The sequence below is a fragment of the Yaniella soli genome (genome assembly GCF_054782375.1).
Genome location: NZ_BAAGSP010000016.1, coordinates 43,023 through 69,314 on the forward strand (window position 1 = coordinate 43,023; position 26,292 = coordinate 69,314).

A 26,292-nucleotide genomic window follows, 5' to 3' on the forward strand; every position below is an offset into this window, starting at 1 on the left:
TTACTCAGCGCACATCAAGGTTGTACTAATGTTCGCTGAGAGGTCAGAATTTATAGATGTATTTCAAGAATGATTTGGAGTGATGAGATGAGACAAGGCAGAAGTTTTCTGTCGCTGCTCTTCGCCGGGTTGGTGGCATTTTTTAGCTTCTTCATGGCGCCGGCAGCATTGGCAGACACCGCTCCGGACGCCGAAGGCGGTGCTCCAGACGGTGAGGTCTATACCATCGGGACGGATACCACATTCGCACCGTTCGAATTCCGGGATCCCTCCGGTGAGCTAGTCGGCATCGATATTGATCTGATGAAAGCTATCGCCGAAGACCAAGGGTTCCGTGTCGAATTTCAGTCGATGGGTTTCAACGCAGCCCTGCAAGCGTTGACGGCAAACCAAGTTGACGGGGTTATCGCAGGTGCTGGGATTACCCCCGAACGGCAAGAAGTGTATGACTTCTCAGATCCCTACTTCACAGGCGAGTCGACCATTGCCACACTTGAAGATTCTGGTGTTGAAAGTTGGGCAGATCTCGAAGGCGAGTCCGTTGCGGTCAAGACGGGATCGCTGTCTGAAGAGTGGGCCCAGGAAATGCAAGAAGAATACGATTTCGAGCTGAATGCGCTGGATCAGACCACCACGATGGTCGAGTCAGTGAAATCCGGTCACGATCTCGCACTCGTGGATGACCTGCCGATCATTGCCTATGGCATTCAACAGGGTTCGGGGCTGGAACTGGTATCCGAACCAGAGCCGACCGGTGACTACGGTTTTATGGTCAATCAAGGCCAAAACGCTGAACTGCTCGAAATGTTTAATACAGGCCTTGAGAATCTTCAAGAATCGGGCGAATATGATGAGATTCTTGAAGAATACATTGGCGGCGAAGATTCCGGACCCGATGCATCCTCGTTTTTGGGCCTCTTGACCACATCCATGCCCGCGCTGCTCGTGGGACTGAAAAACACGTTACTCATTACCGGTATCTCCTTTGCTATCGCGATGGCGCTGGGACTGATGTTCGGGTTCATGAAGATTTCCAACAACATCATTGCTCGCGGTATCGCCACCACATTCATCGCGATCTTTCGCGGGACCCCGGTGCTGGTCTGGGCATTTTTCTTCTACTTTGCATTGCCTCAATTGTTAGGAACGCCGATATCGATATGGGTGGCCGGTGCGCTGACCCTCTCACTCAACGGTGGCGCCTATATTGCAGAGATTGTGCGTGGTTCAGTCCAATCAGTTGATCCAGGCCAGTCCGAAGCCGCCAGATCGCTGGCGTTGAACCAAGGCCAGACGATGCGCAAGGTTGTCTTGCCACAAGCATTCAAGATGATGACACCATCATTGATCAACCAGCTGATCATTATGCTCAAAGACTCCTCGTTGCTGTTGGCCATTGGGTTCGGCGAGCTGTTGTATCAGGCCCAGCAAATATACGCGGCGAACTTCCGTACAACCGAGGTGCTCCTAATTGTTGCTGCCATCTACTTCATCGCAATCTGGGTACTGACGTTGATAGCAAACAGGGTGGACAGAAGGGTGAATAAGTAAATGTCGAATCCAGAAACTTCCACAATTCCATTGGTCACGGACGACGAAACCAATGTCATCCGTATCGAGAACCTGCATAAGGCCTTCGGCGAGCACGAAGTGCTCAGCGGAGTAAATGCCGAAGTCAAACTCGGCCAGGTTGTCTGTGTAATCGGACCATCCGGTTCGGGCAAGTCCACGCTACTGCGTTGTCTCAACGGATTGGAATCCATTACCTCCGGCGAGATCTGGTTGGGCGGTTTCAACCTGGCCGATCAAGATATCGATCTCAATGAAGTACGCAAACACGTTGGCATGGTGTTTCAACACTTTAACTTGTTTCCCAATATGACCGTACTGGAGAACATCACGCTAGCCCCCATCCAGGTGAAGAAATATAGCCAGAAACGAGCACGTGACGAAGGCATTGAACTGCTACGCCGAGTCGGGCTCGAAGACAAAGCCGATGCTCGACCAGACTCCCTGTCTGGTGGTCAGAAACAGCGCGTGGCCATCGCCCGGGCCCTTGCGATGAACCCCGAAATCATGTTGTTCGATGAGGCTACCTCAGCGCTGGACCCAGAAATGGTCGGCGAAGTACTTGGCGTCATCCGGTCACTAGCTGATGACGGTATGACGATGGTTCTTGTGACACACGAGATGGGTTTCGCCCGTGAAGTCGCAGATCGGGTGGCGTTTATTGATAGTGGCGTCATCCAGGAAGCTGGTCCACCTGAGCAGATCTTTGGGAATCCAGAGAGCGAACGTCTCAAGGATTTCCTTTCCAAGGTGCTCTAACGACTCATCACTTTGCTGAGGGCCCCGAACGCAATGTTCGGGGCCCTCAGTTGTGCTATGTCCCGAGGACTCGGGACAGGTAGGGGTTGGAAAATATCCCGTGTGGGTCAAGTTGGTCGCGCAGGGCGAGGCTACCTGACCAGTGCGGATATACGTCGGCCAAGTCGGCTGCGTCCAAGGTGTGGAGCTTGCCCCAGTGAGGTCGGCCCCCTGCTGCTTTGAATATGGGTTCGATTCGGCCAAAATATTCGCGGTGGTCCTGAGCGAAATGTTGATGCACGGCAATGTAGCCGGTCCGTCGGCCATGATTCGAGGCCAACCATGCCGTGTCTGGTGCGGCTGCTCTGACCTCTAGCGGGAAGGTGCTGGAAAGCTGACCACGACGGAATAGTGTCCGTAGTTCGGTAATGATTTCGGGGATGTCATCAAACGGCAGGGCGTATTCCATTTCGTTGAACCTCACGCGTCGCGACGAATTGAATGCATGAGACCAGTGGGCTCGACGATCAGCACTGCCCCACGCTCGCGTTGCCACGCGGTTCAACCATGGGACCCACGAGCGCTGCATACGTCCAAGGTGGCAGACAACGCTCAACCCTCCGTTCGTAATGACCTCATCCAGTAGTCTCGAGGTCAACGGAGTCCGGGCTGCATCAGATTGGTTCTGTACCGGGATGCGCTGTGATGTTTTGGCCAAGACATGGTCGTCGTGACCGAACCAAAAGAACTCAAAGTGATCATTGCGGGTATTGTGCCCATGCCAATTCTGGATGATCGAACTCAGCGATTGACGGTTTACGACCGTGTGGAGATCGTATTCGCAGACGAGCTGCAGGGTGATGCTAGTGATGATGCCGAAGGCGCCTAGCGTGACGCGCAGGGCGTCCAACAGCTCTGGGTTGCGCGATGTCGAAACGGTCAGGGTTTCACCGGTGCCGGTCAGAAGCTCTACACCGACAACTTGTGACGCCAGACCGCCAAAGGCCAGCCCGGTGCCGTGCGTCGACGTAGCGATCGCCCCAGCAATGGACTGCTGAGTGATGTCGCCCAGGTTTTGTAGGGCAAGACCGGTGTCGGCCAAAAGTTCGGGAATCTGCCAGAGTTTCGTCCCGGAACGCAACGTCACCTGTTGGCGGGCCAGATCGAGTGCCACAATCCCCGAGTATTTGGAGAGGTCGAGCTGCACATCATCGGCAACGGCAATATCGGTAAACGAATGTCCGGAACCGATGGCTTTGATCCGACGTCCGTCATCAATCGCAGCCTCGACTGTGTGTTCCAACGCGGGCAGCGTCCACGGTCTCACGACGCTACGTGGTCTGGCGGTGACCGATTTCGACCAGTTTTTCCAGGTAGTGGACATGTTCGTGCCGCCTTATAACAGGGCCAGACCGTCACCGCGGTAGGTGTTGACGGTGGCGGTGATCTGGTCGTCAGCGACGATATGGAAGTGATTGACGTGTTCGGCCAGTTCACCGGCTTTGGTGTGGCGGAACCACACGCGCTCACCAATCGCGGGAGTATCTGCAGAAGTTTTCAACGGAGTCTGGACTTCGCCTGCGCCTTCGGTGGTCGTGTAGCTCAGCCCCGTTGGATAGACCGGTTGGGGCAAGCGATCCTTGCCAGGAGCCCCGGAGGCTATCCAACCACCACCGTGGACGGTGATTAGGCCCGGTGCTGGTTTCCGTACAACATCCAGCCCGAACAACGCTGCCGGATGCGGGGAGAATGCGTCGTACCGGTCAAACAGATGCGGCCCGTAGAGTCCAGACCCCGCGGCGATTTCTGTGACCGATGCATCGGCACTGGTCGTTTCCATCGAACCTGTCCCTCCCCCGTTGACGAACGCCAACGGCGGCATGCCTCGCTGTGCCAGCACCCGTTCGATGGCCTCTACCATGAGGTGTCTGCGAGCGCTCAGCTCAGTGACCGAGGCACGTTTCATTGCTTTCACCGCAGCATGCTCATCCGTGACCCCGGCAATTTGTGCTTCGTAGCCCATCACACCGACCAGGCGAAAGTCCCTGCCTGCGGTGACGTACTGTGCTGCCGCGGTTGCTTGTTGCACGGTATGGATGGGTGACCGATGCGTTCCCAGGTGGAACCCTCCGGCGTGCCATGACATGTCCAGATCCAGGCAGATGCGCACCGGTGCGCGCAGGGTGGCGATCTGGCGGATGAGTCGGATCTGGTCGGGATGATCGATCATCAGCGTGATCGCACCCAGTAACTTCGGAGAGTGAAGCAGCTTGTCCAATGCGGTGGTCGCGGTAGTTGGATACCCCACCACGACGTCCTCGGTAATGCCGGAGTCCACCAGCATGATGGCTTCAGACAGTGAAAAGGCCAGGACACCGTAAAACCCCGGGGTCGCGAGCACGGCTTGGAGCACAGCGGCAGATCGCACCGATTTCGAGGCCACGCGCACTGGTTTGCCGTTCGCTCGATGGACCAACGAGTGGGCATTTGCTGAGAGGGCGTGCAAATCCAGGACCGCCACTGAGGAATCGAGCCCCGTGGTCGCCGTGGTCAAACGGCGGTGCTGAGCTTCCGGGATCGTCCGGGTGGCTTCCAGCAGTTTGAAGGAGGTGTCCATGACGGTCTTAGCTCGGCGGTGTGGAGCGGTAGTGTTGTGCGGTGCGAGCGTCTTTTGCAGGATTCTTTCCTGCGGTCAGTAGCTTTCGTACCGCCCAGTTTGCCCATGCTGGCGCCGGGTGCATCACGAGTCTCAATGTATCCGGGGTGGTCGCCTTGTCCAGCACAGCGCGTTCCTGGCTGAACGTTCGCAGCGACCAGACGCCGTGATAACTCCCGTGGCCGGAGGTTCCGACGCCACCGAATGGCATATGTGGTGTGGCCAACTGCATCAGCGGAACGTTAATGCCGACCCCACCGGCAACCACGCGCGGCAGCACATAGTCCTTCACGCTGCGAGATTCGGTGAAGAGATAGAAGGCCAAGGGATCTTCGAGCCGACTGATGCGATCCACCGCGTCCTGCGCTCCAGTCACGGGGATGATCGGCAGGATAGGCCCAAAGATTTCGCTGGACATCAGCGCATCGTCATCGGCAACGTCAGTTACTACGGTAGGGGCAATATAGTGTTGCGCGGTGTTGACTGTTCCACCGTGGGTAATGGTGCCTGCGGACGCGTTCAACTGGTCGGCCACTGTTGTGGCATGTTCAACGGTGATCATGCGCGGGTAATCTCGGCTGATCGCGGGATCCGCGCCGTACTGGCTCTGGATCTCATCGACGATGGCGCCTGTGAGACGGTCAGCGATATCTTCGTGTACGTAGATGTGGTTTGGTGCCACACAGGTTTGGCCAGCATTGAGGAATTTACCCCACACCAAACGCGCTGCTGCTGTGTCGATATCCGCGTCATCATGCACGTACGCTGGAGACTGCCCACCCAGCTCCAACGTGTATTCGATCAGGCGCTCAGCACACGCGGTGGCGATGATGGAGCCGACCTTGGATGAGCCCGTGAAGAATACGTAATCGGGTTTGGCTTCGATCATCTCGTGGACGACATCTGGGCCACCGGTGACGACCCGGATGGCATGCGGATCCATGTACTGCGGGATGAGCTCGGCAAGGACGGATTCTACCGCGGTGCCGATTTCAGAAGGTTTCAGGACCACCGCGTTTCCTGCGGCAACTGCGCCGGCCAATGGGGAAAGGCCCAACATCACCGGGTAGTTCCACGGGGAGATCACCAGCACCGTACCGCGGGGTTCGTGCTCGATCATCGATTTGGCGGGCCACAGGGCCAACGGTGTCCGCACACGCTGCGGTTTCGCCCAGGACGCGGTGTGTTTTCGCAGCCACTTGATCTCAGCCATCACCTGACCAATTTCGGACACCCACGCCTCGAAACCATTCTTTCCCAGGTCCTGGTATAGGGCAGCTTCAATGTAATCTGTGTGATCTTCGAGCAGTTGTTGCAGCCCGGCCAGTTGGCTCAACCGCCACGCTACGCTCCGGGTTCGTCCCGTTGAATACACATGTTTGACTTGGTTTAGTGTCGTTGCGGCTGTCATACATCACCCTCCAGAGGTTATCCCTCAGGCTACTGTTACCGCCCGGTAGTGTGCAATGGACCTCGGAATGGGCAAAAGAACTACTCGGTTCAATACCAAACAGGCCACGACGTCGTCTGATCCTAAGGGACCATGCCACGCTGATAGTGGCGCATAATTGGTTTTCTCATCGTAAACGCCGGACCAATGAACCACGTTTCGGAGCGGTTCAGATGTGTTCGCGACCTCGATCCGCACCTACTTGCGCCGAAACGCTTCGTGACGCTCGCTCATCTCAACCAGGTAGAGCAGGCCGAACCCTGACGGCTTTTGCGCACGCTCAACGAGACCGCAGAAGGGATCTAGCTCGTCTAGCCGCTTGTTGGCCCCTACTGCCGTATGCGATCGGAATGCTTCTCCGTCGATGGTCATGTGAATGGCACTCACAAGACCGAACACCTGATGCGCGTTATTGCGTCACCTGGCCAGTTGCATGTTGCTTGACCTTGCGGTTGTGTAAGACAAGCAGAACCCCGTAAATCAACACAGGTATGAAGCACAAAAGAAAGCCGCCAATCCCTAGCGCATCTGACAAGTACGGGGCGGAAAGGCCCATGAGGCCTGCTGCGACGACAACATAAGCATGCGCCTGCCATGGATGCTTACGGCTCGGACCTACTCCCAGAGGGATTTCCTCGTGAGGTTCAGCTTTCCGTCGTTCCCAAAACAAGAGCACCCAAAACACGGCACTTATTACCAATGCAAGAGCTCCATAGAAAAGTTCCATGTTTCCAAGGAAACCCAGGAAATGAGCAATTTTCAAGGGGTGGCAGAAACCATTCACATGCGTGGACTGGGAAATAGCCGGATGAGACAGCCGAGCTGTGAAGTATCCAACTACCTCGAGACGTTATTTTCCCGAAAGAGCCTGAGGCAGCACAGCCTTAGAGACTGCGGGGGCTTGCCGCAAAGCGTCGACCACCTGCTGTGCAGGTTCTGCAAACAGCCACGGATAGTCCACTTCTCCGAGGGATTCGTCTGCAGCCCAGGCTAATTGCTCGCGTGCAAGATTAAACTCGGCAGACGTCCCGTTGGTACTGCCACGGGGATCTTGTCGCTTCCAACCATCTCGTAACCAGATAGCGACTAAACCATGCACGACGTGGCCGTCTCATTCGGTCAGACGCTGATAGCACAGCGCCATAGGTATGTGTCGATAGCGAAGCAAAGCGGCCAACAGATGCTTGTCAATCCCTTTCACCCGCGATAGAGCGCTACAACGTTATTAAGTCTGGATTTCAAACAGGTCCCCGGGGGGAACACTGAAGTTCTTCGCATAGTCGGGTGAGCGTTGTAAAACGTATGGCACGTCCTCTATTGTTCTTCAACACTGAAAGGTTCACCACGCTCACATCGACCCGACGGGACAGCTCAGCGAGGCTGATGCCCCGCAACTCCAGCATCTAACGCACCTGAGTCTCTCCGATCGTATCCGTAAGGGACGGGCAGGCTTATGCGTTTCGTGCATCGTCCTGTTTCGCCTGATACCAGGCCGCCAAGCCAGCAACCGCACCCATGACGACGCGGGGAAAAGGCACGTTTATACGGCGTAGGGCATGCTCGATCTTTTCGTCAGCCCAAAAGCCTCCGGCCGTTAATACCGAGACGATCGCTCCCACACCGCCGCCAGTCACAATAAGCGTCGTGGCTTTGCGGGCCGGAGTTGGCACGACTGACCTCGCCGCGTTTGCCTCGATCTTTTGAGCACCTGGGGCTGATCGCTCAGCACTGGGCAAACGCTCTGTCAGTTTTGCGCGAACATCAGGTTTTGCTGTGAAACAGACGGCACCAGCAACGCCAACCACGGTTGGTCCCCATACGAGGCTTTTGCGCAGCCAGGTGGGATAGTTCCGGGCTGGGATAAGGGTCAACGCCCCTGTGATCACTGCCTGGGGCAACGGAGCCGTCAGAATATTTGATGTGTTACTGCCAGCCGCTGGGGTATCGTTTTGACGCATATTGTCAGCCTAATCCAGTGTTCCTACGCGAGAGAAGCCGTACCGTGACCGCCACCACCGGCAGTTTGAATGGTGATCCCTTCACCGGCCTCGACGTCGAAACGGGTCATCGATTCTCGCGGTTCATCGCCTTCGATTCCATGTCGAGTCACCCCGCCCGACGTGCCGTCGGATCCCCCAGCGAGCCCCCAGGGCACAGTCGTCACTCTGGCAGTGCCAGCCACCACTTGGGCACGGCCACGGGTCAGTGTCAGCTGGCGAATCAGTCCGTCACCGCCAGAGTATTGGCCGGCTCCGCCGGTGTCATCGGCAATCCGATATGCTTCGACCCGGAGCGGGTATTCGCGTTCGATGACCTCGCATGGCGTGTTGCGAGTGTTGGTCATATGGGTGTGGATCGCCGAAGCACCATCCTGATCTGGCATTGCGCCCTGACCTCCACCGTAGGTTTCCACATACGAAAAGTATTGGCCGGTCGCCTCGTCGAAACCACCGATCGTCATGATCGACATCGAACCCGATGATGCAGCAGGAACGTGTTCCGGGGCGAACTGGTAGAACGCGCCCAGCAGGGCGTCGACGATACGTTGTGACGTTTGGATGTTGCCGTTGGATACCGGGGCAGGAAAGCTAGCAGCCACCAGTGAGCCCTTTCGGGTTGCGACATCGATGGGTTCCATCAGCCCCGCGTTGGACGGTAGTGAGGGGTCCGTAAGCAATTTGATCACGTAGGCTACGCAGCCTTCGGTGACGGCCCAAGAACAGTTCACTGCACCGGCCACCTGGTCATTGGTTTCGGTAAAATCTACCGTCAGCTGGTCACCAGTAACTTCTACAGTGACTGCGATGGCCACTGGATGCTCGGTGTTGCCATCGTGCTCCAAGTAGTCGGTGAAACTGCCGAAACCGTCTGGCAACTGTTGAATGGCAGCACGGGTGCGTCGACCAGCGTAATCCACCAGTGCGTTGGCCGAGACGTCAAACCGCTGCGGGCCCCATTCCTCGAGCAGTTCATGAATGCGGCGCTCGCCCAACCGGTTGGCAGCAACTTGCGCCATGATGTCACCACGTGTCTTATCTGCGGTTCGAATGTTGGTCAGCAAGACAGCCAAAAGCTCGTCGCGCAGCTGTCCCGCAGAAAAGAGTTTCACGGGTGGTACCCGGATGCCTTCTTGAAAAATTTCAGTAGCGTGGGTGGCCATCGATCCCGGCGTGATGCCACCGACGTCGACGTGATGGGCCATATTCGCCACCACCGCGACGATCTCATCCTGCCAAAAGACCGGGGTGATGACGCACATGTCCGGTAGATGTGAACCACCGAGGTACGGATTATTGGTGATGAGGACGTCACCGTCGACCAGGTGCTCAATCCCGTACGAAGCCAGCGCATTTTTGATCATGGTGGGCATGAGCCCCAGGTGGAGTGGAATGTGCTCTGCCTGAGAGATCAGCATGCCGTCGGGTGCATAGATCCCCGCCGAACAGTCGCGGCGGTCTTTAATATTTGGTGAGTAACTTGTTTGGATTAGCGCGGTGCCGACTTCTTCGGAGATCGATTCGAGCCGGTTGCGGGCAATTTCTAGTTCGACCGGGTTCAGGGCTTCATCGCTCATGAGCACTCCTGTTATGTCGCCTGGTGGATATGAAGGAAATCGTAGGTATCGTTGTGTGCCACCTGGTCGGGGCCAAGGTAGATCGTTGAGTCAAATTGCTCGATGATCGCGGGACCTTCGACCTTCGTCTGGGCTCCGAAGTCGGTCCGTTGAAAGATCGGTAGGTCTTGCCAGGCGCCTGCAATATAGACTTCCCGATGACTCGTGGGGCTGACATCGGCATCGATGGATTCCACGGATTCCAGCGCCCCGTGCTCAAGTTCTTGGGTCACGACCAACCGTGCCACCACAATTTCCATGACGGCATCGGGGTCTGCGAAACCGTAGTTTTGCTCGTGGGCGTCTTCAAAAATCTCGCGCTGGCGTCCCCAGTCCTCATCCCAGGCGACTGTGAGTTCGTAGGACTGCCCGATGTATCTTGCATCTACCAGCAGCTCATACTGAGTTTCAGCCTCAGGGTTGTCCAAATCCGAGTCGGCCTGTGTACGCATCGTTGCGAAGGTGTCGCCAAGTGCGACGAGGGCTTCGGTTGTGGAGACGTCGACGCTGGTGGCGTAGTCGTGCCTGATGGGCGCATCGAGCATGCCAACCGCCGAGGCGATTCCCGGCCTGGGCGGAATAATAGCGGAACGCATGTTGAGTTCTTTGGCCAAATCTGCCCCATGGAGAGGCCCTGCACCACCAAAGGCCATCAGGTCACAGGTGCGCAGGTCCACACCGCGTTCCACTGACACCTTGCGAATTCCACGCGCCATGGTGGCGGTGATGACTCGTAGGATGCCTTCGGCGGTATCTTCGGCGGACAGTCCAAGTTCCTGACCCCATTCATGCATGGCGTCGCGTGCGGCCGGTACATCTAAACTGAATTCGCCGCCGAGCAGTTCGTCGCCGAGTCTCCCCAGGACCGCATGCGCATCGGTGACTGTGGGTTCAGTGCCCCCACGTTGGTAGCTGATTGGTCCTGGTTCTGCACCGGCCGAGTGTGGGCCAACCCGTAATCCGCCGCCGGAATCGAGCCACGCGATGGACCCACCGCCTGCACCAATGGTGTGCACGTCCACCGACGGGAGTTTCAGAGGTAGGCCTGCGATTTCCGTGGAAAGGGTTTCATCCGGTATGCCGTCACGGATCAAGGCGATGTCTGTCGAAGTGCCCCCAATATCGAATGAAACCACCCGGTCCAGGTCCAGGTGAGTAGACCAATTCGCGGCTCCGACCACTCCCCCGGCAAGGCCAGACAATACGGTGCGCGCTGGATGTTCGGCAGCATCCCCGGGGCTGAGGAGTCCCCCGGAGGATTGCATAATGCGCATGCCAGTCTGCACGCCCGCTTGTGTTAGACCCTGTTCCAATTGTGCGATGTACCCGGCGATTTTTGGCGCAACATAGGCATTGATCGCTGCGGTCGAGGTCCGCTCGTATTCGCGCATCTCGGCAGAGATATTGGTGGCGGCCACGACGTGCTCAGCGACACCAGATTGTTGCACGATTTCGGTGACTCGATGTTCGTGTGCAGGATTCGCATAGGCGTTGATTAGCGACACGACAATGGCGTCGAGCTCGAGCGGAGCCAGCTGTTGGATAGCAACTTCGAGTGCTGTTTCGTCGAGTGCAGTCAGTATCTGGCCGTCGGCATCGATGCGCTCTGTGGCTTCGATAATGGCTTGGCGCGCAATGAGTGGTTCTGGTCGGCGCTTATGTTGATCGTAGATGGATGGTCTGGCCTGATGTGCGATGGCCAGCACATCGCGGAATCCTGCGGTGGTGACCATACCTACCCGGGCACCATCACGGGTGATCACGGTGTTGGTTGCAACAGTACTGCCGTGTACAAAGCGGGTCAGTTCCTGTGGCGATCGTTCAACGCGGGCTAGTGCTCCTTTGACGCCATCGATGACGGCTTCGTCTGGGGCCGTCGGTGTGGAGGGCAGTTTCCAGACGAACATTTTTCCGCCTGCGCCACGGACGGCGACATCGGTGAAGGTACCCCCGGTGTCGACTGCCATGTGGAGCGGATCGCCAGACTGACTCATATGTAGCACCTCACACCTCTGCGCGGATCGTTATGTTGCTACCCACGATCGTAGCGTGGCCTGCATTGCAACAACACGGTGTGTTGTCAGCCTGTTACCTTAAACAAAACATCCGCCAGCAAAAGCTGACGGATGTTTTGAAAACAGAAAGCGACTTAACGCTTCGAGTATTGTGGCGCCTTGCGGGCCTTCTTGAGACCGGCCTTCTTGCGCTCAACTGCACGAGCGTCGCGAGTGAGGAAGCCTGCTTTTTTGAGCGGGCCGCGGTTGTTCTCGCGATCGATTTCGTTCAGTGCACGAGCAACGCCCAAGCGAACGGCACCGGCCTGGCCGGATGGTCCACCACCGTTGACCAGCGCGATGACGTCGTATGCGCCACCGAGCTCGAGGATAGTGAACGGATCGTTGACTTCTTGCTGGTGCAGTTTGTTCGGGAAATACGTATCAAGGTCGCGACCGTTGATCTTCCATGATCCGGTACCTGGGATCAGGCGGACACGGGCGATCGCGCGCTTGCGACGACCAACGGCTTGACCCGACTGGGTCAGCGGTGGGCGTTCGGTAACTTCTTCAGTAGTAGGTGTATTGTCAGATTCCGAGGTGTAGCTGGTCAGCTCCTGGTCCTCAGTGATCTCATTGACGTTTTCAGTCATGGGTTCTCCTTGAACTGCAGTGTGACCCTACTGGGCAACCTGATCGATAACGAATTCTTTTGGCTGCTGTGCAGCATGTGGGTGATCGGAACCTTCGTAGACTTTGACCTTCTTGAAGATCTGGTCTGCGAGACGGTTCGATGGCAGCATACCCTTGATTGCCTTCTCGACGGCGCGAACTGGGTTTTTCTCCAGCAGTTCAGCGTATGAGGTCGAGGTGAGGCCGCCTGGATAACCTGAGTGACGGTAAGCGTGTTTCTTTTCCAGCTTGGCGCCGGTCAATGCAACTTTTTCTGCATTGAGGATGATCACGTAATCGCCCATGTCCATGTGAGGTGCAAATGTGGGCTTGTGCTTGCCGCGCAGCAGCGTTGCCACCTGGCTGGCAAGACGTCCCAGCACCACATCTGTGGCGTCAATGACGTGCCATTGACGATCAACGTCGTCTGGCGTTGGTGTAAACGTACGCACTATGTATTAGCCTTCGTATGTCGGTGTTCGGCAGCGAGTAAGCGCGTGGTCGTGAGATCCTACAACGCGGTGTCGCTGTTAAGTTGACGGTGCATATCCGGTACACCAGGTGAGGGCTGGCGTGATGCCGGGTCCGTTCTTCCCGGTGCGGCAATGACCCTTCGACGATGCAACTGCGTCAGGCCCTGCTGCGCTTGCGGTCCGGGAGGACACGCACAACAGCTACCCATAATACTACGGAACATGCAGCATCGCAAAACGCTGATCAGTGCTCGCGAATTCGCCTGCCCACCAGCCAGAATGCTTCTGGGCTAGAATTAGGTCCGGTTGGCATACAGTGTGCCTGTCAGAAGGATGAATTGTGGAACTACGTCAACTCGAGTACTTCATGGCGGTGGCCGAAGAACTCCATTTCGGACGAGCGGCTGCTCGTCTTCATATTTCGCAGCCGCCACTGACCGTACATATTAAACGGTTGGAAGAAGAACTGGGGGTATCGCTGTTCGACCGAACCTCCAGAAGAGTTTCATTGACTCCTGAAGGCAGCCGGTTCGTGGATTTGGTCCGACCCATCTTGCAAGACCTCGATGAAGCCGTCGAAGATATCCGTGAGATCAAGGCTGGCCGGCGCGGCCGGGTGCGCGTTGGATTCGTCTCGTCGGCGAGCTATGAACTTGTGCCCGCTGGAGTGCGTGACGTCCGATCACAACATCCCGGGATTCAACTGGATTTGCAACCTTTGGCGACCGGGGAGCAAATCGAGGCGCTACTAGAAAACCGCCTGGACGTAGGAATCATGCGTGATGCGCCATTACAAGCCGGTCTAGAATTCACCACGCTGTTGACCGAAGACATGGTCGCTGTGTTGCCGATGAACCATCCGCTAGCGTCCAAGGCTGAAGTCTCACCGGAAGATCTTATCCAACTGCCTCTGGTGCTCTTTCCCTATCAATCGATGCCGGGCTATGTCACAAATATTATGGAGATCTTCCACCACTTGGGCCACCCGCCGAGAATCGTCCAGCGCGCTGTCAACCAAGAAAACGTGATGGGGCTCGTCGCCGCGGGCGTTGGTGCCTCGATTCTGCCGGCTTCTTTTTCATCCTTCTCATTCCCGGGAGTTGTCACGAAGCACATCACCTCGGGGCCCACCACCCGGTTGGAATTGGTGACAGATCAACTTGAGGTGACAGCCAATACCGCGGCGGTGGTTGCGGTGATCACCGATGCTGCGCAGCGGATCAGTCGCAAGACGAGCTCGTAGTGGTTCGTCTGGCACGGGTCTCGTCTGCCCTTTGTCCGACTTCGGTATCAGCGGGATAGTGCACGGTTTCCAGTAGCAACCCGTGTGCTGGGGCAAGGGCCATGTGTGAATCTCGGACAGGATGCGCCAAGCGATCTTGTAACCAGCCTGGGGCTCGGGACCCGTCCCCCACCATCAACAGTGCCCCGACGAGCGCGCGGACCATGTGATGGCAGAAGGCATCGGCGGTGAGACGCACGATGATCGCGTCTTGTGCTACCTCGACCGCAAAGGTCTCGAGCTGACGGATGGTGGTGGCACCTGGTCGCGGTTTACAAAATGACCCGAAATCGTGCAGACCCTCCACGCCGTTGGTTTCGGTGATCATCGCTTCCACGTCGAGGGCTCGGCGATGCGTATAGGTGTAGTGACGAGTCAAAGGGTCTGGGGTTCCGTGAGTTATTCGATACCGGTAACTGCGAGACACCGGTGAGAATCGTGCATCGAAGCCTTCTGGGGCGATACGGGCCGTCAGGATCCGAATTGCTCCCGCTTCTCTGGCCAGTACCCCGTTGAGTTTTGAGACCATGGCCTCTTCGGGGGCACGCTGTGGGGTGTGCCCCGGCAATTTGTGCCATTGGTCTGTGGTGAGGTCAAAGTGGATCACTTGGTGCGCTGCGTGAACTCCGGCATCAGTTCGTCCGGCCACAGTGGTTCGGATGGGACCGCGAAAGATCGTTTCGAGACCGGTTTCCACCGCTGCTTGCACGCTGGGCAGGCCGGGTTGTTTGGCCCATCCGCGGTAGGATGTGCCGTCGTAGGCAAGGTCTACTCGGATCCGGTAGGTGCTGTCTTGGGTCATAGATAAGACTTTAGTCATCAGTGTGCTCTTAAATGTTCAAACCCCACACGGTTGAGTGTGGGGTTTGAACATTACGCGTGGATGAGACTTATTTGTTGTCCTCGTCAGCCGTTTCGGCGTCCTCGGCAACTTCTTCGGTCTCTACGTTTTCTTCAGTCGCTTCGACAGGTTCTTCGTCGGATGCGTGCTCAGCTACTGCTTCTGCTTCGCCTACGACGGCCTGCTTTGGCGACATCGGTTCCATTACCAGTTCGATGACGGCCATTGGGGCGTTGTCACCGGAACGGTTGCCGATCTTGGTGATGCGGGTGTAGCCACCTTCACGGTTTGCCATGGCTGGACCGATCACGGTGAACAACTCGTGCACAACAGACTTGTTGGTGCGTGAGTTGCCCGCGATCAGACCCTGCACTTTACGACGGGCGTTCAGGTCACCTTGTTTTGCGAAAGTGATGAGTCGCTCAGCATATGGCTGAAGGCGCTTTGCCTTGGTCAGCGTGGTCTTGATGGACTTGTGCTCGAACAGGCTCACGGACAGGTTGGCCAGCATGTGACGCTGGTGTGCCGCTCCGCCGCCCAGGCGCGGTCCTTTTGTTGGGGTTGGCATGAATTCTCCTTGTATGATGTCCGGTCCTTAGATGACCGGAATCAGTGGTTCAAATGTGAGTTACAGTCCGTACTCGTCTGACTCCTGGGAGTCAAAAGGTGATTCGAAGCTGCCGGGTCCGCCGTCTTTCAGAGACAAGCCAAGGCCTACCAATTTTTCCTTGACCTCGTCAATGGACTTCGCACCGAAGTTACGAATATCCATCAGATCAGTTTCGGAACGCGCGACGAGTTCACCAACGGTGTTAATGCCTTCACGTTTGAGGCAGTTGTACGACCGAACGGTGAGTTCGAGATCTTCGACCGGCAGTGCCAGGTCAGCTGCAACGCTGGTATCAACCGGCGATGGGCCAACTTCGATACCTTCGGATTCGACGTTGAGTTCGCGTGCAAGACCGAACAACTCGACCAAGGTCGAACCTGCAGAAGCCAGGGCATCACGTGGTGTCATGGATTCTTTGGTTTCAACGTCGAGGGTCAGCTTGTCGAAGTCGGTGCGCTGTTCCACACGGGTGGCATCGACCTTGAAGGTGACAACCGCGACTGGTGAGTAGATCGAGTCGACCGGGATACGGCCGATTTCTGCATCTGCGGACTTGTTCTGTGCAGCGGTGACATACCCACGGCCGCGTTCGATGGTCAATTCCATATCGAACTTACCCTTTTCGTTCAGGGTGGCGATGTGCAGGTCCGAGTTGTGGATCTCGACACCTGCTGGTGGGGTGATATCTGCTGCGGTTACGACACCGGGTCCCTGCTTGCGCAGGTAGGCAACTACTGGTTCGTCATGGTGTGACGAGACCGAGAGTTGTTTAACGTTCAAGATCACTTCGGTGACGTCTTCTTTTACACCTTGGATGGTAGTGAACTCGTGCAGTACCTGGTCGATACGAACCGAGGTGACAGCTGCACCAGGGATCGATGACAGCAGGGTACGACGCAGTGAGTTACCAAGGGTGTAGCCGAAGCCCGGTTCCAGTGGTTCGATGACAAACCGGGAACGGGTTTCCGAAACGGGTTCTTCAGTCAACGTGGGGCGCTGTGCAATGAGCACTGACATTTCCTTTCGGCACGCTATCCGCCATTTGATGCGCGCAGTTGGGGGAAACGATGGAAATTAATTTCTTAGGGTGATCCACAACCGTTATACGACATGGCTGTCGCATAACGGCTCTGGGGTGCTCAAAAAGCCTTAGACGCGACGACGCTTGGCCGGGCGTGCACCGTTGTGTGCAACCGGGGAGACGTCCTGAATGGAGCCAACTTCCAAGCCAGCAGCCTGCAGTGAACGGATCGCGGTTTCGCGTCCGGAGCCTGGGCCTTTGACGAAGACGTCAACTTTACGCATCCCGTGTTCTTGGGCGCGCTTGGCAGCATGTTCAGCCGCGGTTTGAGCAGCAAACGGGGTCGATTTACGGGAACCTTTGAAGCCCATCTCTCCGGCAGATGACCATGAGATCACGCCACCTGATGGATCCGTGATGGAAACGATGGTGTTGTTAAAGGTTGATTTAATGTGGGCTTGGCCCTGAGTTATATTCTTTTTGGAGCGACGTCCCTTACGAGGGGCCGCACCGCGTGCCTTTGCCATAGAATGCTCTCCTACAAAAAGCTTGGTTTACTAAATACTGGGTGGGACCAGAAGTTTCTACTTCTTACGTCCTGCAACAGTCTTCTTCGGTCCCTTGCGGGTACGTGCGTTGTTCTTGGTGCGCTGTCCACGGACTGGCAGGCCACGACGGTGGCGCAGACCTTGGTAGGAGCCAATTTCAACTTTGCGACGAATGTCTGCTGCGACTTCGCGGCGAAGGTCACCCTCAACCTGGAGGTTGCCTTCGATAAAGTCGCGCAGCTTCACCATTTCGTCATCGGAAAGATCTTTGACGCGAGTACTCGCATCAATGCCGGTTGCTTCCAGAATCTGGACAGCGCGGCTGTTGCCAACACCATAAATGTAGGTGAGAGCGATGACGACACGCTTTTCACGTGGAATATCAACGCCTGCTAGACGTGCCATATGGCCGTTCTCCTGTTCTTTATGACAAAGGTCTTCAACAACACGTCCTTACCCGAGTTACCATCAGGCTGCCAGGTGCCATGCGGGATATGAAGAACTCGACACATCCCATACATAGTCCCTACAGCGGGTAAGTCTTCGGCCTTTGTCTTGTCCGAAGGTTGAGCTTGATGCTCTGTGTTGCTGTGGCCCGGTACTGGGCCATCGTTTGAGCGTCGGGGCTTAGCCCTGACGCTGTTTGTGGCGTGGGTTAGAGCAGATCACCATGACATTGCCGTGGCGGCGAATTACCTTGCAGGCATCGCAGATCCGCTTCACGCTTGGCTGAACCTTCACAGGGTTCCTCCTTGAGCGTTCCAGAGGTGGATAGTTTGTTTATTTATAGCGGTAGACAATACGACCTCGTTCGAGATCGTATGGGCTAAGCTCAACCACCACACGGTCTTCAGGCAAAATGCGAATATAGTGTTGACGCATTTTGCCAGAAATGGTGGCTAGCACGACGTGGTCGTTATCAAGCCGTACCCGGAACATTGCGTTCGGCAATGCTTCAGAAACGGTTCCTTCAACTTCAATGACGCCTTCTTTTTTAGCCATGTCCTCCACAATCTGTTGTCTTTTGTCACGGCGATATATCGCACAACGATAGGGCAGTAACAAAAAGCATGAGTTTATGCACTGAGTCCATCTTCGAAGGTTTTTATCGGACACACCGAATAACTTAAAGGCAGAATCAGCCAAGGTTCTATGTTAGCTTATGTTCACAAAGAATGCCAAATGGCATTGACAGGGTCTTAGTTTTGTGGGATTGGTACAGGAGTTACACCGTACCGTTCGAGTCGGGATGCACCGCCATCAGGGGCAGTAGTGACCCAGATTCCTTCTTTGTGCCGAGCAACGGAATGTTCCCATTGCGAGGCATTTGCACCATCCACTGTGACGACAGTCCAATTATCGGCTAGCGTTTTGGTCGCAATGTCTCCGCGCACAAGCATCGGTTCGATCGCAAGCACCATCCCGGCCTTTACCCTGGGGCCACGCATACCCGATCGGTAATTGAACACATCGGGGGCTTGGTGCATAGCGGAGCCGATCCCGTGACCAACATAGTCTTCGAGGATGCCGAAGGTTGCTCCCTCTTGAGCACGAACCGAGTCCTCAATCGCATTGCCGATTTCGCCGACGTGTTTGGCTTTCGCGAACGCCGCGATGCCTGCCCACATGGCTTCTTCGGTGACCTCCGATAACCGCTGATCGGCTGCATCGACCTTGCCGACCAACACGGTTCGGGCCGAATCTGAATGCCAACCGTCGATGATCGCGCCAGCGTCGACGGAGATGACATCGCCGTCTTGCAACACCCGTTCGCCGGGGATGCCGTGGACGACTTCGTCATTCACTGAGGCGCAGATAGTCGCTGGAAAACCGTAGTAGCCCAGGAAATTCGAGGTGGCTCCGTGGTCGCTGAGGACTTTGCGAAACACCTCGTCGAGCTGGGCGGTGGTCACGCCTGGTTTCGCTGCCGCTACGACCTCGTCGAGGCCTTGATGCAGAATCAAGCCTGCTTGGTGCATCGTGGCCATCTGGGCGTTGGATTTGAGTTCGATTTGACGTGACATGCGTGGTGCTACCTTTATGAAACCCGTCGGTCACACTGGAGTCTGCTGTGACCAGGGATGCTGAATACTGTCGAAGTGAAAAAACCGACCCATGATGTATGGATCGGTCAATTCTTGGCACAACTGATACTAGTCGTTGGACCGCGGTTTGATCACGGGCAGGGTCCCTGTTCGTGCGCGGATATTGTAGATGGTCTGCAGGAGACGCTCGGTGATGTCGTCGATGGCGCCGGTGCCGTCGACCCGTCCGACGATGCCCTGTTCAATGTAAGCCTCAATGAGATCTGAGGTTTCCTGGTGGTAGAGCTCCAGTCGATGCTTGATCACGTCTTCTGAGTCATCAGAACGACCTTCGGTCTCGGCCCTCGCCAACAGACGCTCTACGATTTCCTCATCGGGAACTTCTAGAACCAGTACTGCGGTGAGGGTATCGTTCTTGTCTGCCAGGATCTCGTTCAACGCTTCAACTTGACCCGAAGTGCGTGGGTACCCATCGAGCAGGAACCCGTTGCTGGTATCAGCCTGGTTGAGACGGTCAGCGACCATGCGGTTGGTGACGTCGTCTGGGACAAAGTCGCCCGAGTCGATATAGGTTTTGGCCTCTTTGCCGAGCTCAGTAAGTTCCTTGACGTTGTAGCGGAAAATGTCGCCGGTGGAGATGGCGGGGATAGCCATCTTGTCGGCAATGCGCACAGCCTGGGTGCCTTTGCCTGACCCTGGAGGGCCCATGATGAGCAAGCGAGTCATGTTCTGTCCTGTCCTAGATCGGGATCGTGGTCCTGGACTTAGCTTAGCGCAGCAGTCCTTCGTAGTGACGTTGTTCCATTTGTGCGTCGATTTGTTTGATCGTGTTCAAAGCTACACCAACCATAATCAGGATGGACACGCCACCGAATGGGAAGTTTTGATCCGCTCCGATGAGCACGAAAGCAACCAGCGGGATCATGGCGATGAGGCCCAGGTACGTCGCACCGACGAATGTTACTCGTGAGATAACGTATTCCAAGTACTGAACGGTTGGTCGTCCGGCGCGGACTCCTGGGATGAACCCGCCTTGGCGTTTCATATTATCGGAAACGTCTTGCGGGTTGAACGTGATGGTCACGTAGAAGTACGTGAAGAAGATGGTCATCAGGAAGAAAATCGTCATGTACACGGGATGCGAACCGGTACCAAAGTATTCCTGTAGCCAGACCACCCACGGTGCTGGTTCCGAACCGTCGGTTGGCATATTGAACTGGATGAGAATCTGGGGCAGCATCAGGATCGATGACGCGAAGATCACGGGGATCACACCGGCCATGTTCACCTTGATTGGAATGTACGTTGAGTTTGACCCGACCGTCCGGCGACCGATCTGTCGACGCGCGTACTGAACGGGAACACGGCGTTGGGAGTCCTCGACGAAGACGATGAGCATCATGGTGGCGATACCGATGATGAAGACAATGACGAATATTCGCCAGCCTTGAGTTTGCCAGATGGCGGCGAGTCCGGATGGGAAGCCTGCTGCGATGGATACGAAGATCATCAACGACATGCCGTTACCGACACCGCGTTCGGTGATCTGTTCGCCCATCCACATGATCACGATGGCACCAACTGCCAGGGTCATGACGAGAATGAGGGTGGCCCAGATGCCGTCGTTGTTGAGCAGGGAGACATTACAGTTCAGCAACGCACCGGAACGTGCCAGGGTGGCAATGGTCGTGGCGTTGAGGAGCGCGAGTCCTACGGTGAGGTAACGGGTGTACTGCGTCAGGCGAGCTTGGCCTTCGGGGCCTTCTTTTTGTAACCGCTCGAACGCAGGAATCACTACGCGAAGCAGCTGGGTGATAATCGCTGCGGTGATATAGGGCATGATGCCCAATGCGAAGATGGACACTTGCAGTAGTGCTCCACCCGAGAACATGTTAACGAACGAGTACAGCCCGCCGGTGGTATCACCTTGAGCAAGACACATTTGGACGTTGCCGTAGTCCACACTGGGTGCTGGAATGAACACACCGATTCGGTAGATCACGATGATGCCCAGTGTAAATAGGATCTTGGTCCGCAGATCTGGGGTTTTAAAAACCCTTGCTATCGTGCTGAACAAGTGTCCTCCTGACAGTAGTGCGGTCACGCACTTTCTTTGATGCGGCGGTTACCGAATCGTACGTACATAGTCGTGCCGAGAAGAGGCACGATCAGAATTCTAACGTTAAAACCTGGGGCCCTCGACCTGTGACGAGACTCGTCAAGGATCGAGGGCCGCGCAGGGATAACACTGTTCCTCTAAAGAACGGTGCTATGCAGTTGTTGTGGTGCCTCCGGCAGCAGCAATCTTATCGACTGCTGATTTGGAGAAGGCATCAGCGGTAACATTGACGGCTACCGAGATGTCACCGGAGCCCAGCACCTTGACCGGCTGGTTCTTGCGAACCAGGCCTTTTTCCACGAGGTCAGCAACGGTCACGTCGCCTCCTGATGGGAAGGATTCGGTCAGTTTATCCAGGTTGACAACCTGGAAGTTGACCTTTGCTGGGTTGCGGAAGCCACGCAGTTTTGGAAGGCGCATGTGCAGCGGTAGCTGCCCACCTTCGAAACCTGCTGGCACCGTGTTACGTGCACGAGTACCTTTGGTACCGCGGGTTGCGGTCTTGCCGCCCTTGCCGCCTTCACCACGACCATAGCGCAGCTTCGACTTGTTTGAGCCTTTAGCTGGGCGTAGGTCGTGAAGTTTGATGGCATCTTGTTGTTCTTCAGCCATTAGTCGACCTCCTCGACCTTTACCAGGTGGGACACGGCGTTGACCATGCCCACCGTGACGGCGTCGGCTGAACGAGTGACGGACTTGCCGATTCCTCGCAGACCGAGTGACCGTAGGGTTTCACGATGCTGGGGTTTACGTCCAATTGCCGAACGCACCTGAGTGATCGTCAGGGATGCTTCGGATGGCGCGATGTTCTTTGGTGTCGATTCGTAGTTTGACATCTCTATGCACCTGCCTTCTCTTCAGAACGCTTGGCGCGGTCTTCGGCGATGGTGCGCAGCATGAATGCTGGTGCAACTTCGTCGACAGGCAGTCCACGGCGAGCTGCGACCTCTTCTGGGCCTTCCAGCTGGCGGAGGGCTTGAACGGTCGCACGCACAATGTTGATGGAGTTTGCCGAGCCCATGGACTTGGTCAGGATGTCAGCGACGCCTGCTGCTTCGAGCACAGCACGCACTGGACCGCCGGCGATAACACCGGTACCTGGTGATGCTGGGCGCAGTAGGACGACACCTGCGGCATCTTCACCCTTAGAGAGGTGAGGAATGGTGCTGCCTACGAGTGGGACGCGGAAGAAGTTCTTCTTGGCTTCTTCTACACCCTTTGCAATAGCGGCTGGCACTTCTTTGGCTTTACCGTAACCAATACCAACCATGCCTTCGCCGTCACCTACGACGACAAGTGCGGTGAAGGCGAAACGACGTCCACCCTTGACCACTTTGGAGACACGGTTAATTTGGACAACACGTTCCAAGAACTGGTCGCGGTTGTCATCGCGTCCGCCTTTGCGTGAACCGCGGTCGCCACGGTCGGAGCGTTGGCCCCGGCGTGAACCGCGTTCTTGGCGTTCAGTGCTCTGACTGTCGGAGCCGGATGAGGTTTCCGAGACAGTCTCTTGAGTTTCGGTCACCTGGGTGTCCTTTTCATTGTTTGCTTCGGTCACAGCTTCAGTCCACCTTCCCGTGCGCCTTCAGCAACAGCAGCGATACGTCCGTGATATTTGTGACCAGCGCGGTCGAAGACCACCTGGGTCACATCAGCGTCATTCGCGCGCTGTGCAATGATTTCGCCTACTTTGTGAGCTTTGTCGGACTTTTCTGCTTCAAGTGCACGCAGATCAGCTTCCATGGTGGATGCTGAAAAGAGCGTGACTCCTGCTTCGTCGTCGATTACCTGTGCAAAGATGTGACGAGCTGATCGGTTCACTACTAGACGTGGGCGTGCTGCGGTGCCGTGAATCCGTTTGCGTACGCGAGCGTGACGGCGACGGCGGGCAGCGCTTTTGCCTTTGCCTTTGATACTGACAGTTGACATTACTTACCTGCCTTTCCGGCCTTGCGGCGGATTGTCTCACCCTCGTAGCGAATACCCTTGCCCTTGTATGGCTCGGTAATGCGCAGTTTACGGATGTTGGCGGCAGTTTCGCCGACAAGTTGTTTATCGATGCCCGAGACGGTCACGGTGTTTCCCTCGATGGCAAAGGAAATGCCTTCTGGTGCTACGACGTCGATGCTGTGGGAGAAGCCCAGCTGCATTTCGAGATCGTTTCCTTTGGCCAAGACGCGGTAGCCGGTGCCGTGCAGCTCCAGTTTCTTGGAGTAGCCGTCGGTGACACCCACGATCATGTTATTGATCAGGGTACGAGTTAGGCCGTGTAGCGAACGGGATTCGCGTTCGTCATCCGGGCGGGTGACGGTAATGGTATTTTCTTCAAGCTTGGCTTCGATCGGGCCGTCGATGCTCATGCCCAGCTCGCCTTTTGGTCCTTTGACGGACACATCGGAGCCGTTGATGGCAACTTCAACGCCGGATGGTACCGAAATAGGAAGCTTTCCAATACGTGACATTGTTTTCCTTCCTTTCCGTTACCAAACGTAGGCGAGGACTTCCCCACCTACACCTTTGGATGCTGCTTGACGGTCGGTCAGCAGGCCTGATGAAGTCGACAGGATGGCGATGCCCAATCCACCTAGCACGTGTGGCAGGTTGTTGGATTTGGCGTAGACGCGAAGTCCTGGCTTGGAAATGCGGCGTAAACCGGCGATGGAACGCTGACGCTGTGGACCAAATTTAAGGTCCAGCACGAGGTTTTTACCTACGCGTGCGTCTTCTTCTTTCCACTCGGTGATGTAGCCTTCGTTTTTGAGGATCTCAGCGACGCGCGTCTTCAGTTTTGAAGACGGCATGATCACAGTATCGTGATGCGCCGAGTTGGCGTTGCGCAGACGGGTCAACATGTCTGCGACGGGGTCGGTCATAGTCATATGTGGCTTTAGCCTTTTCTCGTTGTGGTTTCCTGCTCTGGTACACCGGAGCAAGACCTATAACGTAGTTGGATTACTGGTCTGCCTTGAACGGGAAGCCCAGTGCACGCAGCAGCGCGCGGCCTTCGTCGTTGCTTTTAGCGGTGGTCACTACGGTGATGTCCATACCCCGTACACGGTCGATCTTGTCTTGATCGATTTCGTGGAACACGGACTGCTCTGACAGACCGAAGGTGTAGTTGCCGTTGCCATCGAACTGGCGTGGGCTCAAACCGCGGAAGTCACGAATACGTGGCAGTGCAAGGGTCACCAGACGGTCCAAGAATTCCCACATACGGTCACCACGGAGGGTGACGTGTGTTCCAATTGGCATTCCTTCACGCAATTTGAACTGTGCGATGGATTTTTTGGCACGTGAAACCTGGGGTTTCTGACCGGTGATTTTCGTCAGGTCTTCGATGGCACCGTTAATGACTTTCGAGTCACGTGCGGCTTCGCCAACACCCATGTTGACGACGACCTTTTCGAGGCCTGGAATTTGCATGACGTTGGCGTATTCGAACTCTTTTTGGAGATCAGCCATGATGTCATCACGGTATTTGGTTTTCAAACGTGGTGTGACCTTTGGGGCTGCGTTTTCAGATACCTGGGTCATTACAGCTCCTTTCCAGAGGCCTTCGCGAAACGAACTTTCACGGTCTTGGTTTCGCCATCTTTTTCAACTTCTTCGAACCGGTAACCGACGCGAGTTGGTTTCTCGGTTTCTGGATCTACCACGGCAACGTTGGAGATATGCAGGAAAGCTTCCTGTTCTACACGTCCACCTTCGGACGATCCGTCGTCATGGTCATGGCCAGCGTGCGCGCCGGCACGAAGGTGTTTTGTGGCACGGTTGACGCCTTCTACCAGTACACGGCCTTCTTCGGGAAGAACGCGCAGGACTTTGCCCTGTAGACCACGGTCTTTGCCCGATAGAACCTGTACGAGATCATCTTTTTTGATCTTTGCCATGGTTAGATCACCTCCGGTGCCAGCGACACGATACGCATGAACTGTTTGTCACGGAGCTCACGAGCTACTGGGCCGAAGATACGGGTTCCGCGCGGTTCGTTATCCTGACGGAGGATGACGGCTGCGTTTTCGTCGAATTTGATGTATGAGCCATCTGCACGGCGTACTGATTTCTTTGCACGCACGACTACAGCCTTGACGACGTCGCCTTTTTTGACGGCACCGCCAGGAATGGCGTCTTTGACGGTGGCGACAATGATATCGCCAATTGATGCATAGCGGCGTCCAGAGCCACCGAGGACACGGATGGTGAGAATTTCCTTCGCACCCGTGTTATCGGCAACCTTGAGCCGCGATTCTTGTTGAATCACTTGCTACTCCTGCTTGTCTCGCTGGTTCTCATCCCTCTGGTGGGCTGAGCCTTGCGGAACGGTCATGGAAATACTCTTGCTGCGCTTACCCCCGACTAGGTGAGACGTGTGCAAGCAGTTCACTCTCAGAGGCGAACAGTCACACAGTGCTTTTGAGCCGGGGCCGAGGCACGTTTGTGCAAGATGTTGTGCTTACTTTTCGTCAGATGCTCAGTGGATGGCCGAGCTATGAAAAGGGCACAGCTACAACATACTACCGCACTGTGTGGTGTTTTGGAAAATGCAAGTCTGCCACTCCCCTGTGGCTTAAAGGACAAAACGTGTGCTTTTTATCTGCCGAGTCGCCTGCTGTCATGCGGTAAAACGCAGATCGTCATAGGCAGCAGTCTATGTGAGTGAC

33 protein-coding genes are annotated in these 26,292 nt (G+C 56.0%); 3 read left to right on the forward strand and 30 right to left on the reverse strand.

Going from position 1 to position 26,292, the window contains the following annotated elements:
- Positions 1–87 precede the first annotated feature (87 nt).
- Both ACYVJT_RS09635 and ACYVJT_RS09640 read left to right on the forward strand, forming a co-directional pair.
- Positions 88–1,551, forward strand: coding sequence for an ABC transporter substrate-binding protein/permease (locus tag ACYVJT_RS09635; protein ID WP_343956079.1), 1,464 nt, complete (start codon positions 88–90; stop codon positions 1,549–1,551).
- Positions 1,552–2,328 carry an amino acid ABC transporter ATP-binding protein gene (locus tag ACYVJT_RS09640; protein WP_343956080.1) on the forward strand — a complete coding sequence of 259 codons (777 nt, stop codon included), beginning with the start codon at positions 1,552–1,554 and terminating at the stop codon, positions 2,326–2,328.
- Positions 2,329–2,383: 55 nt separating this feature from the next.
- Here ACYVJT_RS09640 and ACYVJT_RS09645 read toward each other — a convergent pair whose 3' ends face one another.
- The 11 genes from ACYVJT_RS09645 to rplM all read right to left on the reverse strand — a co-directional run bounded on the left by ACYVJT_RS09645 (position 2,384) and on the right by rplM (position 13,144).
- The gene (locus ACYVJT_RS09645) at positions 2,384–3,691 is read right to left on the reverse strand and encodes a D-arabinono-1,4-lactone oxidase (RefSeq protein WP_343956081.1); all 1,308 of its coding nucleotides are present in this window, start codon (positions 3,689–3,691) and stop codon (positions 2,384–2,386) included.
- Between the two features lie 12 nt (positions 3,692–3,703).
- Complete coding sequence (locus tag ACYVJT_RS09650) at positions 3,704–4,924, reverse strand: amino acid deaminase/aldolase (protein WP_343956082.1); 1,221 nt, start codon at positions 4,922–4,924, stop codon at positions 3,704–3,706.
- Positions 4,925–4,931: 7 nt separating this feature from the next.
- Positions 4,932–6,374 carry an aldehyde dehydrogenase family protein gene (locus tag ACYVJT_RS09655; protein ID WP_343956083.1) on the reverse strand — a complete coding sequence of 481 codons (1,443 nt, stop codon included), beginning with the start codon at positions 6,372–6,374 and terminating at the stop codon, positions 4,932–4,934.
- Positions 6,375–6,822: 448 nt separating this feature from the next.
- Positions 6,823–7,176 carry a hypothetical protein gene (locus ACYVJT_RS09660; RefSeq protein ID WP_343956084.1) on the reverse strand — a complete coding sequence of 118 codons (354 nt, stop codon included), beginning with the start codon at positions 7,174–7,176 and terminating at the stop codon, positions 6,823–6,825.
- 87 nt (positions 7,177–7,263) lie between these two features.
- Complete coding sequence (locus ACYVJT_RS09665; protein ID WP_343956085.1) at positions 7,264–7,512, reverse strand: hypothetical protein; 249 nt, start codon at positions 7,510–7,512, stop codon at positions 7,264–7,266.
- A gap of 139 nt (positions 7,513–7,651) precedes the next feature.
- The gene (locus tag ACYVJT_RS09670) at positions 7,652–7,816 is read right to left on the reverse strand and encodes a helix-turn-helix domain-containing protein (protein WP_343956086.1); all 165 of its coding nucleotides are present in this window, start codon (positions 7,814–7,816) and stop codon (positions 7,652–7,654) included.
- Positions 7,817–7,864: 48 nt separating this feature from the next.
- On the reverse strand, positions 7,865–8,371 hold the full coding sequence (locus ACYVJT_RS09675; protein WP_343956087.1) for a hypothetical protein: 507 nt from the start codon (positions 8,369–8,371) through the stop codon (positions 7,865–7,867).
- A gap of 23 nt (positions 8,372–8,394) precedes the next feature.
- Positions 8,395–9,987: a hydantoinase B/oxoprolinase family protein gene (locus ACYVJT_RS09680; protein ID WP_343956088.1), complete on the reverse strand. Its 1,593-nt coding sequence runs from the start codon at positions 9,985–9,987 to the stop codon at positions 8,395–8,397.
- 11 nt (positions 9,988–9,998) lie between these two features.
- Positions 9,999–12,020, reverse strand: coding sequence for a hydantoinase/oxoprolinase family protein (locus ACYVJT_RS09685; protein ID WP_343956089.1), 2,022 nt, complete (start codon positions 12,018–12,020; stop codon positions 9,999–10,001).
- Positions 12,021–12,175: 155 nt separating this feature from the next.
- Complete coding sequence (gene rpsI / locus ACYVJT_RS09690) at positions 12,176–12,673, reverse strand: 30S ribosomal protein S9 (RefSeq protein WP_343956090.1); 498 nt, start codon at positions 12,671–12,673, stop codon at positions 12,176–12,178.
- A 27-nt stretch (positions 12,674–12,700) separates the two neighbouring features.
- Entirely contained in the window at positions 12,701–13,144 is a 444-nt protein-coding gene (rplM, locus tag ACYVJT_RS09695; RefSeq protein WP_343956091.1) for a 50S ribosomal protein L13, read from the reverse strand.
- A gap of 361 nt (positions 13,145–13,505) precedes the next feature.
- On the opposite strand from rplM, the gene ACYVJT_RS09700 reads away from it, so the two are divergent.
- Positions 13,506–14,408 (forward strand): LysR family transcriptional regulator, encoded by a 903-nt coding sequence (locus ACYVJT_RS09700; RefSeq protein ID WP_343956092.1) that lies wholly within the window; start codon positions 13,506–13,508, stop codon positions 14,406–14,408.
- On the opposite strand, the gene truA is transcribed toward ACYVJT_RS09700, so the two are convergent.
- The 19 genes from truA to rplN form a co-directional block, all read right to left on the reverse strand.
- Positions 14,386–15,249: a tRNA pseudouridine(38-40) synthase TruA gene (gene truA, locus ACYVJT_RS09705; protein WP_343956093.1), complete on the reverse strand. Its 864-nt coding sequence runs from the start codon at positions 15,247–15,249 to the stop codon at positions 14,386–14,388. The genes ACYVJT_RS09700 and truA overlap by 23 nt on opposite strands.
- A gap of 88 nt (positions 15,250–15,337) precedes the next feature.
- Complete coding sequence (gene rplQ / locus ACYVJT_RS09710) at positions 15,338–15,856, reverse strand: 50S ribosomal protein L17 (protein ID WP_343956094.1); 519 nt, start codon at positions 15,854–15,856, stop codon at positions 15,338–15,340.
- Positions 15,857–15,916: 60 nt separating this feature from the next.
- A complete protein-coding gene (locus tag ACYVJT_RS09715) occupies positions 15,917–16,909 on the reverse strand; it encodes a DNA-directed RNA polymerase subunit alpha (protein ID WP_343956095.1) in 993 nt (330 codons plus the stop codon).
- A gap of 138 nt (positions 16,910–17,047) precedes the next feature.
- Entirely contained in the window at positions 17,048–17,446 is a 399-nt protein-coding gene (gene rpsK, locus ACYVJT_RS09720) for a 30S ribosomal protein S11 (RefSeq protein WP_343956096.1), read from the reverse strand.
- Positions 17,447–17,503: 57 nt separating this feature from the next.
- Positions 17,504–17,872 carry a 30S ribosomal protein S13 gene (gene rpsM, locus ACYVJT_RS09725; protein WP_343956097.1) on the reverse strand — a complete coding sequence of 123 codons (369 nt, stop codon included), beginning with the start codon at positions 17,870–17,872 and terminating at the stop codon, positions 17,504–17,506.
- Positions 17,873–18,094: 222 nt separating this feature from the next.
- Entirely contained in the window at positions 18,095–18,208 is a 114-nt protein-coding gene (rpmJ, locus tag ACYVJT_RS09730) for a 50S ribosomal protein L36 (RefSeq protein WP_343956098.1), read from the reverse strand.
- Positions 18,209–18,247: 39 nt separating this feature from the next.
- Positions 18,248–18,469 carry a translation initiation factor IF-1 gene (infA, locus tag ACYVJT_RS09735; protein ID WP_029629545.1) on the reverse strand — a complete coding sequence of 74 codons (222 nt, stop codon included), beginning with the start codon at positions 18,467–18,469 and terminating at the stop codon, positions 18,248–18,250.
- A 197-nt stretch (positions 18,470–18,666) separates the two neighbouring features.
- Positions 18,667–19,491, reverse strand: a complete 825-nt coding sequence (map, locus tag ACYVJT_RS09740) for a type I methionyl aminopeptidase (protein ID WP_343956099.1) — start codon at positions 19,489–19,491, stop codon at positions 18,667–18,669.
- 129 nt (positions 19,492–19,620) lie between these two features.
- Positions 19,621–20,238, reverse strand: coding sequence for an adenylate kinase (locus ACYVJT_RS09745; RefSeq protein ID WP_343956100.1), 618 nt, complete (start codon positions 20,236–20,238; stop codon positions 19,621–19,623).
- A gap of 43 nt (positions 20,239–20,281) precedes the next feature.
- Complete coding sequence (gene secY / locus ACYVJT_RS09750) at positions 20,282–21,589, reverse strand: preprotein translocase subunit SecY (RefSeq protein ID WP_343956101.1); 1,308 nt, start codon at positions 21,587–21,589, stop codon at positions 20,282–20,284.
- A 192-nt stretch (positions 21,590–21,781) separates the two neighbouring features.
- Complete coding sequence (rplO, locus tag ACYVJT_RS09755) at positions 21,782–22,243, reverse strand: 50S ribosomal protein L15 (protein WP_343956102.1); 462 nt, start codon at positions 22,241–22,243, stop codon at positions 21,782–21,784.
- The gene (gene rpmD, locus ACYVJT_RS09760; protein ID WP_343956103.1) at positions 22,243–22,467 is read right to left on the reverse strand and encodes a 50S ribosomal protein L30; all 225 of its coding nucleotides are present in this window, start codon (positions 22,465–22,467) and stop codon (positions 22,243–22,245) included. Before rpmD ends, rplO begins: the two co-directional genes overlap by 1 nt.
- Positions 22,468–22,469: 2 nt before the next feature.
- Entirely contained in the window at positions 22,470–23,189 is a 720-nt protein-coding gene (gene rpsE / locus ACYVJT_RS09765) for a 30S ribosomal protein S5 (RefSeq protein ID WP_343956104.1), read from the reverse strand.
- Positions 23,186–23,560, reverse strand: a complete 375-nt coding sequence (rplR, locus tag ACYVJT_RS09770) for a 50S ribosomal protein L18 (RefSeq protein WP_343956105.1) — start codon at positions 23,558–23,560, stop codon at positions 23,186–23,188. The genes rpsE and rplR overlap by 4 nt, the downstream gene beginning before the upstream one ends.
- On the reverse strand, positions 23,560–24,093 hold the full coding sequence (gene rplF, locus ACYVJT_RS09775) for a 50S ribosomal protein L6 (protein ID WP_343956106.1): 534 nt from the start codon (positions 24,091–24,093) through the stop codon (positions 23,560–23,562). Before rplF ends, rplR begins: the two co-directional genes overlap by 1 nt.
- A gap of 18 nt (positions 24,094–24,111) precedes the next feature.
- Positions 24,112–24,510, reverse strand: a complete 399-nt coding sequence (rpsH, locus tag ACYVJT_RS09780) for a 30S ribosomal protein S8 (RefSeq protein ID WP_343956107.1) — start codon at positions 24,508–24,510, stop codon at positions 24,112–24,114.
- Between the two features lie 73 nt (positions 24,511–24,583).
- Positions 24,584–25,165: a 50S ribosomal protein L5 gene (gene rplE / locus ACYVJT_RS09785; protein ID WP_343956108.1), complete on the reverse strand. Its 582-nt coding sequence runs from the start codon at positions 25,163–25,165 to the stop codon at positions 24,584–24,586.
- Complete coding sequence (rplX, locus tag ACYVJT_RS09790) at positions 25,165–25,521, reverse strand: 50S ribosomal protein L24 (RefSeq protein WP_343956109.1); 357 nt, start codon at positions 25,519–25,521, stop codon at positions 25,165–25,167. The genes rplE and rplX overlap by 1 nt, the downstream gene beginning before the upstream one ends.
- A gap of 2 nt (positions 25,522–25,523) precedes the next feature.
- Positions 25,524–25,892 carry a 50S ribosomal protein L14 gene (gene rplN / locus ACYVJT_RS09795; RefSeq protein ID WP_343956110.1) on the reverse strand — a complete coding sequence of 123 codons (369 nt, stop codon included), beginning with the start codon at positions 25,890–25,892 and terminating at the stop codon, positions 25,524–25,526.
- Positions 25,893–26,292 lie beyond the last annotated feature (400 nt).